The organism is Roseibium sp. LAB1 (genome assembly GCF_054658235.1).
This window is the reverse complement of the sequence record NZ_BAAGIB010000002.1, coordinates 556,790-573,966: the sequence shown is the minus strand read 5'-3', so window position 1 is coordinate 573,966 and position 17,177 is coordinate 556,790. Positions and strand designations below refer to the sequence as shown.

Below are 17,177 nucleotides of genomic sequence, written 5' to 3'. Positions count from 1 at the left end.
GATCCTGGCGCCCTCTGTTCCGGTTTTCTCCGGGAAAGTTGATACCTTGTATTGAGGTGCGTTGCGGGTCTTTAAGAACACCGGGAAGCCGGCGTCAGGCATCTCGTTCCTGATACGGCATAACCAACCTATCCAAGGGCGAGGGTCCGATGAAAAAACGTTTTCTGAGCGCCGCAGTGCTGTCCGTGACCACGGCACTGTCGACGGCAGCCTATGCCGATTATTCGCTGACGATCTTGCACACCAACGACTTCCACAGCCGCATCGAGCCGATCAACAAATACGACTCCACTTGCGGTGAAGAGGACAATGCGGAAGGCAAGTGTTTTGGCGGCACAGCGCGCCTCGACACGATCATCAAGGATCGCCGGGCAGCCAGCAACAACGCGATCCTCGTGGATGGCGGTGACCAGTTCCAGGGCACGCTGTTCTACACCTATTACAAGGGCAAGGCTGCGGCCGAGTTCATGAACAAGCTCGGCTACGACGGGATGACCGTCGGCAACCACGAATTTGACGATGGACCTGAAGTTCTGCGCGGCTTCATGGATGCCGTCGAGTTTCCTGTGCTGATGTCCAATGCGGATGTCTCGAAAGAGCCTCAGCTCGCCGACGTCCTGAAGCCTTCCGTCGTGATCGAGCGTGGCGGCGAAAAAATAGGTCTGATCGGCCTGACGCCGGAAGATACCGATGAACTGGCCAGCCCCGGCCCGAATGTTTCCTTTTCCGACCCGGTTGCAGCCGTCACCCGCGAGGCGGAAAAGCTTGCCGCCGAAGGTGTCAACAAGATCATCGTCCTCAGCCACTCCGGCTATAAGGTCGACAAGGAAGTGGCAGCCAATGCACCAGGCATCGACGTGATCGTCGGGGGCCATTCCAACACATATCTGTCCAACACGTCGGACAAGGCGGAAGGCCCGTATCCGACCATGATCGACGGTCCGGACGGAACGCCGACCGCAGTCGTGCAGGCCTATGCCTATGGCAAGTTCCTGGGCGAACTGAACGTGACCTTCGACGACAATGGCGTCATCACGGAAGCTGCCGGTGAGCCGATCATCATCGACAACACCATCGTCGAAAATCCGGAACTGGTCTCGCGGATCAAGGAACTTGCCGAACCGCTTGACGAAATCCGCAAGGAAGTCGTTGCTCAGGCTGATGCGCCGATCGGAGCGGACCGGGAAGTCTGCCGGGCCCAGGTCTGTGAAATGGGCGTTCTTGTTGCCGAAGCCATGCTTGACCGCGTAAAGGGTCAGGGCGTCCAGATCGCCATCCAGAACGGTGGTGGTCTGCGGGCCTCCATTGATGCCGGTGAAATCACCAAGGGCGAGGTTCTGACGGTGCTGCCGTTCCAGAACACGTTGTCCACTTTCGAACTCAAGGGCTCCGACGTGATCGCGGCGCTTGAAAATGGTGTCAGCCAGGTGGAAGAGGGCGCAGGCCGGTTCCCGCAGGTGGCGGGTCTGAAGTACTCCTTCGACAAGACCAAACCCGCTGGTGAACGGATCTCCGACGTCATGGTGATGGAAGGCGACAGCTACGTTCCGCTGGATCCGGAAAAGGTCTACGGCGTTGTCTCCAACAACTACATGCGCGGCGGTGGCGACGGCTACAAGATCTTCGCGACCAACGGCATGAACGCCTATGACTTCGGTCCGGATCTCGCCGACGTGGTTTCCGAATATCTCGCCAGCAAGAACGGGTATTCCGCGTATACGGACGACCGGATCACTGCAAAATAAGCTGTTCCGGATCCTGGACCAGCATCAGAAGCGCGCCACTCGTGGCGCGCTTTTTCGTTTGAGGTGGGAGATTTTGTCGGTGCTCGACCGTCGTTGGTGACAAGGCACATTGGCCCCGATACAGGCCGTGGCGCGTCCGGCCTCGTACCCGGTATCGACGCCAGCCAGCATTTTCTGCGCAGCGGGAGATCGCGGCCGCATCTGAATTTCAGAAAGATATTATTTTTCAGGTGCTTATTTGGGCTGAAAGTTTTCAACAGGTGAGGTGAGGCCATCGGGTAAAAAACTTTGCCGGGGTGCTGGACAAGGTTTCAGGGAGCCTCTATAAGGACCGGGCTTTCAGCGAACGGGGCTTGCCCCGGACCACTTGCAAGGCACGCCCAGATAGCTCAGTTGGTAGAGCAGCGGATTGAAAATCCGCGTGTCGCTGGTTCGATTCCGGCTCTGGGCACCACTCCCTCTTCAAATTTTCTGAACCTTTTCAAGACGATGCATCACTTCGGCTTGTCGGCTGGCCTTACGCGAGCACCGTTTCACCGGTGATTGCCCGCAGTACTTCCCGCGCCACGATCCGGGCGACAGGTGTCAAAACCTGCCCTTTCCGGGTCAGGAAGGAATAGGTCTCAACCGACAGGGTGAGCTCGCTATTCAGGGTGACGATTGTGCCCGCGCTTCCATCAGCATTTTCCGCAAAACTTGAGGCAACCGATTGCGCGACAGCGGCAATCGCGTTGGTACGCTGTACTGTGGCGACGGTGAACAGAAACGACGAGGTTGTCAGAACCTTTGTGGGCTGACCGAGCCCCTTGTCCCGCAAAGCCTGTTCCGTTGTCGTTCGGATCGGCGCGCCGACGGGTGGCAGCACCCAGTCGAAACCCAGCAACGCTTCAGCGGGAACAGGCGCAGGCATACGCGTCAGCGGATGGTCCACTCGGGCGACCAGGCAGGCTGGTTCGCGCAGGAGCGGTCGTTCCTCGAAGAGATCCGGATCTTCATCGACGGGTATACGGCTGAGCGAAAAGTCGAGCCGCCCGTCCTCCAGCATCGGCGCCAGATCAAGACTGGGGCCGACTTCCACCGAAATGGAGATGTCCGGGTAGCTGAGGCGGACGTGTCGTATCGCGGGCAGTATGTATTCGATTGCGGGCCCTGTCACCGAACCGATGCTGACATGACCACTCTGGCCGGACTTGTGCTGTTCGATGTCGCGGCCGGCATCAGCGAATTCCTGCAGGATGCGCACACAGCGTTCGGCCAGCTTGTAGCCGATGTCGGTCAACTCGATTCCACGGCCGGATCGCACGTAGATATCGGCCTCCGCAACGCGTTCGATTTCGGAAATCAGGCGTGAGGCAGCCGGTTGCGACATGCCCAGAGCGGTTGCTGCGTCGGTGAGTCGAGAGTGTTTTGCAAGCTCTGCGAGCAATCGCAGGTGGGAGATTTTCATCCCCCGTCGCAACAAGTCCAGACTCATGGCCGATTCCCGTCATTTCATATCAATTAAGATATGTAATGATAATGAATAATAATTTGACCGTCATGTTACTTTTCCATTTTGTACACCCCGGCATCGACCCGTGAATGCCTGTGACTGAATTGAGACCGGCTGGGATCCGGTCCGGGAGGACGATATGAAATTTGTTTCCAAGGCGCTTGTCGCGGTAGCGGCAGCAGCAACCCTTATGTCCGGCGTGGCGCTGACCGGCGCGGCAATGGCCCAGGACAAGGGCTCCATCGGCATCGCCATGCCCACGAAATCCTCGGCACGCTGGATCTCCGACGGCAATTCCATGGTCGAGCAGTTCACCGCGGCCGGCTATGATGCGGATCTGCAATACGCAGAAGACGACATTCCGAACCAGCTCGCCCAGATCGAGAACATGATTACCAAGGGTGTGGACGTTCTGGTGATCGCCGCCATCGACGGCACCACGCTTTCCAACGCTCTTGAAAATGCGGCTGCATCCGGCATCAAGGTTATCGCCTATGACCGCCTGATCCGTGACAGCGGCGACGTCGACTATTACGCCACGTTCGACAACTTCAAGGTGGGCGTGCAGCAGGCAACGTCCCTGGTCAACGGCCTGAAAGAGCGTTTCGGCGACGGCCCGTACAATGTCGAACTCTTCGGCGGATCTCCGGACGATAACAACGCCTACTTCTTCTACAACGGCGCGATGTCCGTTCTGCAGCCGCTGATCGATGACGGCACCATCGTCATCCAGTCCGGCCAGATGGGCATGGACACGGTCGGTACGCTTCGTTGGGATGGCGCTGTCGCACAGTCCCGCATGGATAACCTCCTGTCCGCTCACTACACCGACAAGCAGCTGCACGGCGCTCTGAGCCCCTATGACGGCCTGTCCATCGGTATCCTGTCCTCGCTGAAAGGCGTTGGCTATGGTTCCGGCGACCTGAAGATGCCGATCGTCACCGGTCAGGACGCTGAAGTCCCGTCCGTGAAGTCGATCCTGGCCGGCGAGCAGTACTCGACCGTCTTCAAGGACACCCGTGAACTCGCACGTGTCACGGTCGGCATGGTTGATGCCCTCCTGGGCGGCGGCGAGCCGGAAATCAACGACACCACCACCTATGACAATGGTGTGAAGGTCGTTCCGTCCTACCTGCTGGAGCCGGTCTCCGTCGACGCCAGCAACTGGGAAGAAGTTCTGATCGGCAGCGGTTACTACACCGAAGACCAGGTCAAGTAAGAACGAAAAGTCCCCGGGGCATCCTGCGTTCAACTGAACGCAGACAGGGTGCTCCGGCACTTCAAAGACGATCAGCTTTAGGAGGATCAACCGGAACCGGTTGATCCTCCGCTGATCCGGCAGCACTCACCGCCCATCGACACGGAAAGTCCGGTCTCCCTTGCAGTCTCGGGAGAGCGGGACGGACCCGGACCCTGATTGTCCGGCGCGATGGGCGGGTCTTTCCTCGGAATTCGGAGAACGGGGTCAATGGCACTCCTTTCCATGCAGAACATCAGCAAGACCTTTCCCGGCGTGAAGGCGCTGGATCGGGTCAATCTGGATGTCAAGAAAGGCGAAATTCACGCCGTCGTCGGCGAGAATGGCGCAGGCAAGTCCACGCTGATGAAGGTTCTGTCCGGCGTCTATCCGCACGGTCAGTACGACGGCGAGATTGTTTTCGAAGGTGAACCGGCCCGGTTCTCCGGTATCTCGGACAGTGAAAAGCAGGGCATCATCATCATTCACCAGGAACTTGCCCTGGTGCCGCAGCTTTCGATCGCGGAAAATATCTTCCTCGGCAACGAATGCTCCCGCAAGGGTGTCATCGACTGGCGGAAAACCAATCAGCGCACGGAAGAACTGCTCGCCAAGGTCGGTCTTTCGGAACCTCCGACGACCAAGGTGGATTCCATCGGCGTGGGCAAGCAGCAGCTTGTCGAAATCGCCAAGGCGCTGTCCAAGGACGTAAAACTGCTGATCCTGGACGAACCGACCGCGGCGCTGCAGGAAAACGACAGCCGCAAACTGCTTGACCTGATGCTGGAGCTGAAGGCGCAGGGCGTTACCAGCATCATCATCTCGCACAAGCTCAACGAGGTCCGCTATGTCGCGGACAGCGTGACGGTGATCCGCGACGGCATGACCGTTTCGAAGCTCGACGCCAAGGCCGGGCTCAGCGAGGACGAAATCGTCCGCGACATGGTCGGCCGGGACATGACGCACCGCTTCCCGGAGCACAGCCGGACACCTGGCGATGTCCTGATGGACGTTGCGGACTGGACCGTCTGGCATCCCGAACATTCAGAGCGGCAGGTGATCAAGAAGGCTTCCTTCAATGTCCGGGCCGGCGAAGTGGTCGGCATCGCCGGCTTGATGGGGTCGGGCCGGACCGAACTGGCCATGTCCATCTTCGGACGGTCATACGGCCGCAACATTAGCGGATCTGTGAAACTCAAGGGTCAGCCGATTGACGTCAGCACCGTAGACCGGGCGATTTCGGCAGGCATTTCCTACGTCACTGAAGACCGCAAGGCCCTTGGACTGGTGCTCGACGAGACGATCCGGTTCAACACGACACTTGCCAATCTGGACGGTGTTTCCTCCGGTCCCATCCTCAAGCGCAACGAGGAAACCCGCGTTGCCGAAAGATACCGGGAGGCCCTGGCGATCCGAACACCGTCGGTGTTCCAGAAAACGGTCAACCTGTCCGGAGGCAATCAGCAGAAGGTGGTGCTCGCCAAATGGCTGTTTACCGCGCCGGAAGTGCTGATCCTGGACGAACCGACCCGGGGTATTGACGTCGGCGCCAAATATGAAATCTACACCATCATCAACGATCTCGCCGCGCAGGGCAAAGGCGTGGTCATGATCTCGTCGGAGATGCCGGAACTGCTCGGCATGTGCGACCGGATCTACGTCATGAACGAAGGGGCTCTCGTCGGTGAACTTGCCGCCGGCGATGCGAGCCAGGAGCGCATCATGTCGCTCATTGTCAACGAGTGAGAAAGAATCCCATGGAACTGGCTGAAAGCGACACCAATGCGACGCCGGTCGTGAAGACCAAGGGCATCGGCGAGTATATCTCCTCGCATTTGCGGCAATACGGACTGCTGTTCGCGCTGATTGCGGTCATGGCCTTCTTCGAGGTCGTCACCGACGGCACGCTGCTGCGTGCGGTGAACATCACCAACCTGCTGCTGCAGAACTCGTACATCATCATCATGGCGCTCGGCATGCTGATCGTCATCGTCTCGGGCAACATCGACCTGTCGGTCGGTTCCGTGATGGGCTTCATCGGCGCGCTTGCCGCCGTCATGATCGTCAATTACGACCTGTCGCCCTATCTCACGATGGTCGTCTGCCTTGTCATCGGGGGTGTGATCGGGGCTGCCCAGGGGTACTGGGTGGCCTATTGGAAGATCCCGTCCTTCATCGTGACACTGGCCGGCATGCTTGTCTTCCGCGGCCTGTCGCTCTGGTTGCTGGAAGGTCAGTCGGTCGGTCCGTTCCCGAAGGAATTCCAGATCATTGCCACCGGTTTCGTCCCGGATCTCTTCCCGGCAGGGATCGGCGAGACGCTGGCCGATCTCTTCGATGCCCGAAAGGTCAATGTTCTCGCTCTTGCGACCGGTATCGCCGCCGCGGCTCTCGTCGTGTGGATCGGTCTGCGCCAGCGAGCCCAGAACAAGGCCTACGGCATCGAGGACGAGCCCAGGAGCTTCTTCATCGCCCGCAACGTGATCATTGCCGCTGCATTGATCTTCGTGATGTTCAAACTGTCGCTGTTCCGGGGGCTTCCGAATGTGCTCATCACCATGGGTATCCTGACGATCATCTATGCCTTCATCACAGAAACCACGACAGTCGGCCGCAGGATCTACGCGCTCGGTGGCAACCAGAAGGCCGCCAAACTGTCCGGGATCAAGACCGAACGGCTGACGTTCCTGGCTTTCACCAACATGGGCGTGCTCGCAGCCGCCGCTGGGCTGGTGTTTGCCGCACGCCTCAACACGGCAACACCCAAGGCAGGGTTTGCGCTGGAACTTGACGTGATCGCCGCAGTCTTCATCGGCGGGGCATCCATGTCCGGCGGGGTCGGCACCATCATCGGCGCGGTCGTCGGAGCTTTCCTCATGGGTGTGCTCAACAACGGCATGTCGATCATGGGTATCGGTATCGACTACCAGCAGATGATCAAGGGCCTCGTGCTGCTCGCAGCCGTAATTTTCGACGTCTACAACAAGAACAAGCAGGGGTAACGCTATGCTGATTTCCCAGATCCTGGACGAGGCCGGCAAACGTGCTGTGGTCGTCCGCAATGGCAGCGAAGCCTCGATCCTGAAGGATGTCGCTTCCACCTATGAACTTGTTCAGGAAGCCGTTCGCAAAGGGCAAAGCCTGACCGAATGCATTCGCGGCCATGAACTTGGCGCAGCTGTCGATCTGGAGCAGCTCGCCTCGGCAGGCCGGTTGCTGCTGCCGATCGATCATCCGGACGCAGCCCACATGCACCTGACCGGCACGGGCCTTACACATCTGGGGTCTGCGGCAACACGGGACGCGATGCATGCCAAGGCCAAGAACGACGATGCCAATGTCACGGACAGCATGAAGATGTTCCAGCTTGGCCTTGAAGGCGGCCGGCCGGAGCCGGGCCATGTCGGCGTCCAGCCGGAGTGGTTCTACAAAGGCAACGGAGCCTGCGCCGTGGCGCCGGGCGGCGATCTTGTGAGCCCGGGCTTCTGTGAGGATGGCGGCGAAGAACCGGAAATTGCCGGGGTCTACGTTATCGCCGAGGACGGAACACCGTTCCGTGTCGGCTTCGCGCTTGCCAACGAGTTTTCCGATCACGTCATGGAACGCCAGAACTATCTCTATCTGGCGCATTCCAAGCTGCGTCCGGCCTCCTTCGGACCGGAACTTCTGGTCGGTCCCCTGCCGGACAAGGTTGAAGGCACCAGCCGGATCTACCGCGACGGTGCAGTGCTTTGGGAAAAGCCGTTCCTGTCGGGCGAGGCCAACATGTCCCACACGCTGGCAAATCTCGAACACCACCATTTCAAGTATGACGTTTTCCGCCAACCGGGCGATCTGCACGTGCACATGTTCGGCACGGCAACGCTTTCCTTCGCCGACGGCATTGGCTGCCGGGAAGGGGATGAGGTCGAGATTTCCGCGCCGGGTTTCGGCGTTCCCCTGAGAAACCGCTTGGCCTTCAAGGCTGCGGAAGCTGGGGCAGCTCAAGTGAAGGTTCTTTAGATCATGGCATTCAAACCGGCGAAATGGCCGCGCAAGCTGCGGTCGACCGAATGGTTCGGCGGCACCAGCCGCGACCACATCTATCACCGCAGCTGGATGAAGAACCAGGGACTGCCGGACGACCTCTTCGACGGCCGTCCCGTTATCGGCATCTGCAACACCTGGTCGCAGCTGACGCCCTGCAACGCGCATCTGCGCGATCTGGCCGAGCGTGTCAAACACGGCATCTACGAAGCCGGTGGTTTCCCGGTGGAGTTCCCCGTGTTCTCGACCGGCGAGAGCACGCTGCGTCCAACGGCGATGATGTTCCGCAACCTTGCCAGCATGGATGTGGAAGAAGCGATCCGCGGCACGCCTCTGGACGGTGTTGTCCTGCTCGTCGGGTGCGACAAGACCACGCCTTCACTGCTGATGGGCGCGGCATCCGTCGACATTCCCTCGATTGTCGTCACCGGCGGACCGATGCTGAACGGCTGGTTCCAGGGCGAACGCGTCGGCTCCGGCACCCATCTGTGGAAGTTCTCCGAGGCCGTGAAGGCGGGCGAGATGACCCAGGAGGAATTTCTGGAGGCGGAAGCTGCCATGAGCCGGTCTCCCGGCAGTTGCAACACCATGGGCACGGCGTCCACCATGGCTTCGATGGCCGAAGCACTGGGCATGGCGCTGTCCGGCAATGCAGCGATCCCGGCTGTCGACAGTCGCCGCCGGGTGATGGCGCATCTGTCAGGCCGCCGGATCGTTCAGATGGTGAAGGACGATCTGAAGCCGTCCGATATCCTGACCCGGGAAGCCTTCGAGAACGCGATCCGCACCAATGGTGCCATCGGCGGGTCGACCAATGCCGTCATCCATCTACTGGCCATTGCCGGCCGCGTCGGCATCGACCTGTCCCTGGACGACTGGGACAGGGTTGGCCGGGATATCCCGACCATCGTCAACCTGATGCCGTCCGGCAAATACCTGATGGAAGAGTTCTTCTACGCAGGCGGCCTGCCGGTGGTGATTAAGCGTCTCGGTGAGGCGGGCATGCTCAACAAGGATGCCATCACCGTTTCCGGCGAGACCATGTGGGATCAGGTCAAGGACGTTAAGAACTGGAACGAGGATGTCATCCTGCCGGCGGAAAAGGCGCTGACCAGCCAGGGTGGCATTGCAGTGCTGAAGGGCAACCTTGCCCCAAATGGCGCTGTTCTGAAACCGTCCGCCGCGTCGCCGCATCTGATGCAGCACAAGGGCAGGGCGGTGGTCTTCGAGGACATCGACGACTACAAGGCAAAGATCAACGACGACGCTCTCGATATCGACGAGACCTGCGTCATGGTGCTGAAGAACTGCGGACCCAAGGGCTATCCCGGCATGTCCGAAGTCGGCAACATGGGCCTGCCGCCGAAGGTGCTGAAGAAGGGGATCACCGACATGGTCCGCATTTCAGATGCGCGCATGTCCGGTACGGCTTACGGCACTGTTGTCCTGCACACATCTCCGGAAGCGGCCGCCGGCGGTCCGCTGGCGGTCGTCAAAAACGGTGACTTGATCGAACTTGATGTTCCAAACCGGAAAATTCATCTGGATATTTCCGATGAGGAATTGTCTGCACGGCTTGCAGCCTGGAAGCCGTCGCACCATGTTCCGGAAAGTGGCTACGCGCGGTTGTTCCATGATCGCGTCCAGGGTGCCGACACTGGTGCCGATTTCGACTTCCTGAAAGGCTGCCGCGGCTCTGCCGTGCCGAAGGATTCTCATTGATGGCTGAAAAACTGGCGCTGGTGGGCATCGGCAAGATTGCCCGGGATCAGCATATACCGGCGATAAACGGCAATCCGGACTGGCAGCTGGAGGCGGCAGTCAGCCGTCACGCAGGTGTCGACGGGATCGATCATTTCGAGACGATCGATGCGCTTTTGGAAAACCGGCCGGACATCACCACGGTGTCGCTTGCCATTCCGCCGCAGCCGCGGTTCGAATATGCGGCCAAGGCTTTGAAAGCCGGCAAGCACGTGATGCTGGAAAAGCCGCCGGGCCAGAGCCTGGCGGAATGCTACGCGCTGGAAGCCCTGGCAAAGGAGCACGGCGTGACGCTGTTCGCGACCTGGCACTCGCGCTATGCCGACAGCGTGCCTGCGCTGAAGGCGTTTCTGGCCGAGCGCACGCTGAAACGGCTCAAGATCACCTGGAAGGAAGATGTTCGCCGCTGGCATCCCGGCCAGGAATGGATCTGGGAGCCGGGTGGCATGGGGGTCTTCGATCCGGGCATCAACGCGCTCTCGATCCTGACCGAAATTCTGCCTTACCCGGTTCACCTCACGGGCGCGACACTGGAGTTTCCGGAGAACCGGGCAACGCCGATAGCAGCCGGACTGACCTTTGCCGACCCCGCAGGGGCGGACATGTCTGCCGATTTCGACTGGCGCCAGGAAGGTCCGCAGACTTGGGACATCGACGTGGAAACCGACCGTGGCACCGCAAAGCTGTCACTTGGCGGTGAGAGACTGGAAATCGACGGTGAGCCCGTTATACAGGGTGCGAACCATGAATATGCCAACCTCTACGTCCGTATGGCGGATCTGGTGAAATCGGGTGCGAGCGACGTAGATCTCTCGCCGATGATCCATGTTTGCGACGCCTTTTCCCTTGGGCGGCGCATCATCACTGATCCGTTCGAATTTTAATCCATCTTCAAAACCAGAAGGATTGACATGACTTTTATGCCTCACGGAAAGCAGCTTGTTGCAGGCCAATGGGTTGCTGGCGATGCAACATTCACCTCCGAACCGGCGCATGGCGCGTCTCACGCTTTTTCCGTCGGAACCGCCGACCAGGTGGACGCAGCCTGCCGGGCAGCCGAAGAAGCTTTCTGGAGCTACGGCTATTCCAGCAGCGAAGAGCGGGCGAAATTCCTGAACGCCATTGCTGACGAGATCGAAGCCCGTGCGGACGCAATCACCGAAATCGGCACGTCCGAAACCGGTCTGCCGGAAGCGCGCCTTCAGGGTGAACGCGGCCGCACAACCGGTCAGCTTCGTCTGTTTGCTTCGCATATTCTCAAGGGCGATTATCTCGACAAGCGTCATGATGAAGCTCTGCCGGATCGCCAACCTCTGCCGCGCCCGGACCTGAAGCTGGTTCAGCGCCCGATTGGGCCCGTCGCGGTCTTTGGTGCATCCAACTTCCCGCTGGCGTTCTCGACGGCCGGTGGCGACACGGCATCGGCGTTGGCCGCCGGCTGCCCCGTAGTCGTGCGCGGCCATCCGGCTCACCCGGGCACCGGCGAAATCGTCGCCGAGGCGATTGCCGCGGCCATCAAGTCCTGCGGTCTGCATCCGGGCGTCTTTTCCTTTATCCAGGGCAACGGTTTCGAAGTTGGTCAGGCGCTTGTTCAGCACCCGCTGATCACTGCTGTCGGCTTCACCGGCTCGCTGCGCGGCGGTCGTGCCCTGTTCGACATGTGTGCACAGCGCCCCGTGCCGATCCCGTTCTTCGGTGAACTGGGTTCGGTCAACCCGATGTTCCTGCTACCGGCAGCGCTTTCCGCACGCGGCGAGGCGATCGCCAAGGGCTGGGCCGGGTCGCTGACCATGGGCGCGGGCCAGTTCTGCACCAACCCGGGTGTCATCCTGGTTCTTGACGGACCGGATGCAGACGCTTTCGTTGCAACCGCCACCGAAGCCCTCGGCGGTATCGGCAAACAGACCATGCTGACAGATGGCATTGCGGCCGCCTATCGGTCCGGTTCCAAGCGGGTTGCTGCGTCCAGTGGCGTTCGTGAACTGATCGGGACCTCCTGCGAAACCCGTGAAGCCGCGCCTTATGTCTTTGAGACCACCGGTGAAAACTGGCTGGCCAACGAGGAACTGGGCGAGGAAGTCTTCGGCCCGCTCGGCATCGTGGTTCGCGTCAAGGACGAAGCGCAGCTGCTGGAAGTCGCCAAGGGCCTGGAAGGCCAGCTCACCTGCACGCTGCAGATGGATGCAGGCGACACGGACCTGGCCCGCAAGCTGATGCCGGTGCTGGAACGCAAGGCAGGCCGCGTGCTTGCCAACGGCTTCCCGACTGGTGTGGAAGTCGCGGACAGCATGGTTCACGGCGGACCTTACCCGGCATCGACCAACTTCGGCGCCACCTCCGTGGGCACGATGGCCATTCGCCGCTTCCTGCGCCCGGTTTGCTACCAGAACCTGCCGGACGACCTGCTGCCGGCCAGTTAAGCTGGATGGTAATAAAGTAATGACCTCATCCTGAGGAGCGCACGTGTGCGCGTCTCGAAGGATGGGCCACTTGCTCGGAGCAAGGTGCCCATCCTTCGAGACAGGCCTGCGGCCGTCCTCAGGATGAGGTTCTTTTGTTTGTGTTGCTAAGAAGGTGGACCGGCGGCACCCGTGTCCGCAGACAGCCTCAGATATTCAGTTCGATCTTCCGGCCGGCCAGGATGACGGCGACCATGGCGTCATGGGCGGCTTTCGCGTCCCCGGCCTTGATGGCCGTGACGATGGCCCGGTGGCGCTCCACGAACTCGTAGGTCTCCTGGTCGTTGCGCTCGTTGGCTTCGGCGATGAACAGGGAATAGAGCGCGGCCTGGACGAGATCTCCAAGGGATTGCAGGAAGCGGTTGCCGGAGAGCTTCAGGATCATCTTGTGAAACTCCAGATCGGCCACCGCAACGGCCGCCCGGTCCTTGCCGGTGGCAAGGTTGTCGCAGAGTTTCGACAGGGTCAGGCATTCCGCATCTGTTGCACGCTTGGCGGCGCTGCCTGCTGCAGCCGGTTCGAAAATCAGGCGGATCTCGAACAGATCTTCCAGAAACGGACGCTGGTTGTTGAGCGCTGCGTGCCAGCGCAGCACGTCCGGATCGAACATGTTCCATTCGGAGGCCGGCCGGACATGCGTTCCGACCTTGGCTTTGGACTGGATCAGGCCCTTGGCGATCAGTGTCTTCTTCGCTTCTCTCACCACCGTTCGCGAGACGTCGAACATTTCCGAAATGTCCGGATCCAGAGGGATCATGGTGTCCGGCGGATACTCACCCGCAACGATGGCTCTGCCAAGTTGCTCGACAACCTGATCGGTGTGGTTTCCGATCTGGCTTCCCAACCCGCCGGTGGCGACGAAGGTCATGATTGCGCGGCGAACTCTGTCGCTGGTTTTCTGCGCAGTGTCGTTGCCCAAGTGAGTCCCTTCTGAAGCAAGATGAAGCCGAAGAGCAAACCGCCGATCACGATCTTTGTCCACCAGCTCGAAAGCGTTCCGTCGAACACGATAAAGGTTTGTATCAACCCCATGATCAAAATGCCAAAGAATGTGCCTGCGACAAAACCTGTGCCGCCGGTAAGCAGCGTTCCGCCAATCACCACCGCAGCGATGGCGTCAAGTTCCACGCCGACCGTCGCCAGGGAATAGCCTGCGGATGTGTACAGAGAGAAGATGATTCCCGCGAGGCCGGCAAGACCACCGGATGTGGCATAGATGCCAATGGTGGTCCTGGCCAGGGGCACGCCCATCAGCCGGGCCGTCGAAGCCCCACCACCGAGCGCGTAGACATTCTGGCCGAAGCGGGTGCGGTGGGCGACGATGATGCCTGTCAGGAAGGTCAGCAGCATGATCATGCCGGTGAGTCGGAACCGCCCGCCACCAGGTGCCTTCCAGTAAAGCGACTGCAGCGTGTCATAGAATTCGTGGGTGATCGGCACACTGTCGGTCGACAGCACGTAGGCCGCTCCGCGAGCCAGGAACATGCCCGCCAGCGTGACGATGAAGGGCGGCATCTCCAGATAATGGATCATCGCCCCCATCGCCGCACCGAAGGAAATGGTGATCGCCAGTACCAGGACAAAGGCGAACAGCGGATGGATCGAGGTGTCCCTCAGGATCACAGCCAGAAAGACGCCGGTAAAGGCGATCACCGAGCCGACCGACAGATCAATGCCCCCCGAGAGGATCACGAAGGTCATGCCGACGGCGGCTATCCCCAGAAAGGCGTTGTCCGTCAGAAGGTTGGCCACGACCCGTGTCGACAGCATCGCCGGGTATTGCGACGCGCACAGCGTGTAGGCCAGAACAAAGGTGGCGATGGTGATCAGAAGCGGCAGATGGGTGGAGCGGATCATTGCGGACTTTCTTTCGCTTCCTTGACTGGGTCGGACGGCTGGGGCTCCGCTGAAGCCCGCAAGATGTAAAGCGCGTGTTTGACGGTCGGCGACTGGATGACCAGGATCGCGATGATGATCAGCGCCTTGATGACCAGGTTGAATTCAGGCGGCATGCCGGACAGCAGGATTACCGAATTGACCGACTGGATGATCAGGGCCCCCAGCAGCGAGGCGAGGATGGAAAAGCGTCCGCCGAGCAGGGAATTGCCACCGATGACCACGGCCAGGATGGCATCGAGTTCCAGCCAGAGACCGGCATTGTTGGCGTCAGCTCCCTTGATGTCGGCTGCCACGATGACGCCGGCCAGGGCCGCGCAGACACCTGAAATCAGGTAAACCGAGATGATCAGCACGCGGCTGTTGATGCCGGCCAGACGTGAGGAACTCTCGTTGATGCCGATCGCCTCGATCAGCATGCCGAGCGCCGTCTTGCGCACCACTGCAGTCACCGCAAGCCCGAGCGCGATCCAGATGAGGATCGGTGTCGGAATACCCAGAATCGTGCCGGCGCCCAGGTGAATGAGGCCCGGGTCCAGAAAGGTCAGGATCGTCCCTTCCGTCACAAGCTGGGCAATGCCGCGGCCAGCGACCATCAGCACCAGTGTTGCGACGATCGGCTGGATACGCAGGACAGCAACCAGCACGCCGTTCCACAGGCCGCAGATCGCACCCACGGCAAGCGCGCCGGTGAGGGCGACCTGCCAGCCGTGCCCATCGACGGCAAGGGAGGCGGCAACCGCGCCAGCAATCGCCATGACGGCGCCCACCGACAGATCGATGCCCCTTGTGGCAATGACCAGGGTCATGCCGATGCACAGGAGGGCGGTTGGCGCTCCGCGATTGAGAACGTCGATCAGGTTGCCGAAAAGACGGCCGTTCTGGAATTCGATCCGGAAGAAATCCGGAAAGACCATGAAGTTCAGGATCAGGACGGCAGTCAGAATGATCAGCTGCGGGGTAATCCGCCGGAAAGTGTTGTGAACATGAGCGGTCATTACACGGCCTCCGCCATGGGCTCGTCGGCGATTGCCGCGACAATGTTGGAGGTGGTGATCTCGTCACCGGAAAGTTCACTTATCTGACGCCTGTCGCGCAGCACGATCACCCGGGTGGAATAGGCAACGAGCTCTTCCAGTTCGGACGAAGCCACCAGCAAGGCCATGCCGTCCTCGCGCAGTTTTTCGATCAAGGCGATGATTTCCGCATGAGCCCCGACATCGATACCGCGCGTCGGTTCATCCAGGATCAGGAAGGCCGGATTGGTTGCCAGCCATCTTGCAAGAAGCGCCTTCTGCTGATTGCCGCCGGAGAGCAGACGGATCGGCATGTCCAGGCTGGCAAGGCGAATGTCGAGTGCCTTTACATAGGCTTCCGCCAGTTCGTTGACCTTGGATTTCGGCAGCGGCCGGAACCAGCCCTGTCGGGCCTGCAGGGCCAGAATGATGTTCTCTCTGACGGACAGATCGCCGACGATACCGTCGCTTTTGCGATCTTCCGGACAAAGTGCGAAACGGTGAGCAACAGCCTCGCGCGGGTTCTTGATGCTGATTTTCTTGCCTTCCAGAAGCGCTTCACCCTGGTCTGCCTGCACGGCGCCAAAGATGATTTCAGCAGTTTCCGTACGCCCGGAGCCCAAAAGCCCGGCAAGACCGACGACCTCGCCCTTGCGAACGGTCAGGTCAAACGGCGTGATCATGCCGCGTTTGCCGAAGTTTTTCAGCTCTATCAATGTGTCGCCGGTTGCCGAAGGCGCACGATCGTGGATGCGGTCTTCCAGCTGCCGGCCGAGCATCAGTGTCACGATGTCGGTCTGTGTTGCGTCGGCCAGGCGCCGTGTGCCGACCACACGGCCGTTTCGGAGCACGGTTGCCCGGTCGGAAATCTCGAACACCTGATCCAGAAAATGCGTGATGAAGACGATGGCAAGGCCGCGTGCCTTCAGTTTTTCGATGACCGAGAAAACAAGGTCAACCTCGTCCCGGTCCAGGCTGGCCGTCGGTTCGTCCAGGATCAGAACCTTGCCGGAAAGTTCAACGGCACGCGCAATCGCGACCACCTGTTGCACGGCAACGGAATAGGCTGACAGCGGTTCGGCCGGATTGACGGAAAGGCCGAATTCGGCAAGCAGATCCCGCGCCATCGTCATCATCTTGCGCTGGGAAATGAACCCGTGCCACATGGGCTGGCGGCCGAGAAAGAGGTTTTCTGCAACAGTCAGGTTCGGCAACAGGTTCACTTCCTGATAAACGGTGCCGATTCCCAGTTTCTGGCTGTCCTGGGTGCTGCTGGGTGAAATTTCATGCCCATTCAGGTGAATGGTTCCGGCATCGCGCCGGTAGGCCCCGGTCAGGCATTTGATCAGGGTGGATTTTCCGGCCCCGTTTTCTCCGAGGAGCGCGTGCACTTCACCCGGATAGAGGGTCAGGTCCACCGCATCCAGCGCTATGGCTCCCGGAAAGAATTTGGATATGCCCCGGCATTCGAGCACAGGGTCGGTTACGCTCGCCATCTATCGGCTTCCCCCGAAGTCGGTCTACCTGAACCTTGAGATGCCGGGC

General features: G+C 60.1%; 13 protein-coding genes and 1 tRNA gene. 9 read left to right on the top strand and 5 right to left on the bottom strand.

Annotated features, from left to right (window positions below; genetic code table 11):
* Positions 1-149: 149 nt before the first annotated feature.
* On the top strand, positions 150-1,745 hold the full coding sequence (locus ACYQ54_RS12575) for a bifunctional metallophosphatase/5'-nucleotidase (RefSeq protein WP_460082723.1): 1,596 nt from the start codon (positions 150-152) through the stop codon (positions 1,743-1,745).
* 378 nt (positions 1,746-2,123) lie between these two features.
* A tRNA-Phe gene (locus ACYQ54_RS12570) sits at positions 2,124-2,199 on the top strand.
* A gap of 63 nt (positions 2,200-2,262) precedes the next feature.
* Here ACYQ54_RS12570 and ACYQ54_RS12565 read toward each other — a convergent pair.
* Positions 2,263-3,219 (bottom strand): LysR family transcriptional regulator, encoded by a 957-nt coding sequence (locus ACYQ54_RS12565; RefSeq protein WP_460082720.1) that lies wholly within the window; start codon positions 3,217-3,219, stop codon positions 2,263-2,265.
* Positions 3,220-3,376: 157 nt separating this feature from the next.
* Between ACYQ54_RS12565 and chvE the strand changes: the two genes are divergently transcribed.
* The 7 genes from chvE to ACYQ54_RS12530 all read left to right on the top strand — a co-directional run bounded on the left by chvE (position 3,377) and on the right by ACYQ54_RS12530 (position 12,681).
* On the top strand, positions 3,377-4,456 hold the full coding sequence (chvE, locus tag ACYQ54_RS12560; RefSeq protein WP_460082717.1) for a multiple monosaccharide ABC transporter substrate-binding protein: 1,080 nt from the start codon (positions 3,377-3,379) through the stop codon (positions 4,454-4,456).
* Positions 4,457-4,705: 249 nt separating this feature from the next.
* Positions 4,706-6,220, top strand: a complete 1,515-nt coding sequence (mmsA, locus tag ACYQ54_RS12555; protein WP_460082715.1) for a multiple monosaccharide ABC transporter ATP-binding protein — start codon at positions 4,706-4,708, stop codon at positions 6,218-6,220.
* Positions 6,221-6,231: 11 nt separating this feature from the next.
* Entirely contained in the window at positions 6,232-7,476 is a 1,245-nt protein-coding gene (mmsB, locus tag ACYQ54_RS12550; RefSeq protein WP_460082714.1) for a multiple monosaccharide ABC transporter permease, read from the top strand.
* A 4-nt stretch (positions 7,477-7,480) separates the two neighbouring features.
* Positions 7,481-8,476: an AraD1 family protein gene (gene araD1 / locus ACYQ54_RS12545; RefSeq protein WP_460082711.1), complete on the top strand. Its 996-nt coding sequence runs from the start codon at positions 7,481-7,483 to the stop codon at positions 8,474-8,476.
* 3 nt (positions 8,477-8,479) lie between these two features.
* Positions 8,480-10,222, top strand: a complete 1,743-nt coding sequence (araD, locus tag ACYQ54_RS12540) for an L-arabinonate dehydratase (protein WP_460082709.1) — start codon at positions 8,480-8,482, stop codon at positions 10,220-10,222.
* A complete protein-coding gene (locus ACYQ54_RS12535; protein WP_460082706.1) occupies positions 10,222-11,145 on the top strand; it encodes a Gfo/Idh/MocA family protein in 924 nt (307 codons plus the stop codon). Before araD ends, ACYQ54_RS12535 begins: the two co-directional genes overlap by 1 nt.
* Positions 11,146-11,172: 27 nt before the next feature.
* On the top strand, positions 11,173-12,681 hold the full coding sequence (locus ACYQ54_RS12530) for an aldehyde dehydrogenase (NADP(+)) (RefSeq protein ID WP_460082704.1): 1,509 nt from the start codon (positions 11,173-11,175) through the stop codon (positions 12,679-12,681).
* Positions 12,682-12,868: 187 nt separating this feature from the next.
* On the opposite strand, the gene ACYQ54_RS12525 is transcribed toward ACYQ54_RS12530, so the two are convergent.
* Genes ACYQ54_RS12525 through ACYQ54_RS12510 form a run of 4 tightly spaced genes read right to left on the bottom strand, consistent with a single transcriptional unit; the run spans position 12,869 to position 17,128 of the window.
* Positions 12,869-13,639, bottom strand: coding sequence for a FadR/GntR family transcriptional regulator (locus tag ACYQ54_RS12525; RefSeq protein ID WP_460082702.1), 771 nt, complete (start codon positions 13,637-13,639; stop codon positions 12,869-12,871).
* Positions 13,585-14,574 carry a galactofuranose ABC transporter, permease protein YjfF gene (yjfF, locus tag ACYQ54_RS12520; protein ID WP_460084787.1) on the bottom strand — a complete coding sequence of 330 codons (990 nt, stop codon included), beginning with the start codon at positions 14,572-14,574 and terminating at the stop codon, positions 13,585-13,587. Before yjfF ends, ACYQ54_RS12525 begins: the two co-directional genes overlap by 55 nt.
* The gene (locus ACYQ54_RS12515; RefSeq protein ID WP_460082699.1) at positions 14,574-15,614 is read right to left on the bottom strand and encodes an ABC transporter permease; all 1,041 of its coding nucleotides are present in this window, start codon (positions 15,612-15,614) and stop codon (positions 14,574-14,576) included. Before ACYQ54_RS12515 ends, yjfF begins: the two co-directional genes overlap by 1 nt.
* Positions 15,614-17,128 carry a sugar ABC transporter ATP-binding protein gene (locus ACYQ54_RS12510; protein ID WP_460082697.1) on the bottom strand — a complete coding sequence of 505 codons (1,515 nt, stop codon included), beginning with the start codon at positions 17,126-17,128 and terminating at the stop codon, positions 15,614-15,616. Before ACYQ54_RS12510 ends, ACYQ54_RS12515 begins: the two co-directional genes overlap by 1 nt.
* Positions 17,129-17,177 lie beyond the last annotated feature (49 nt).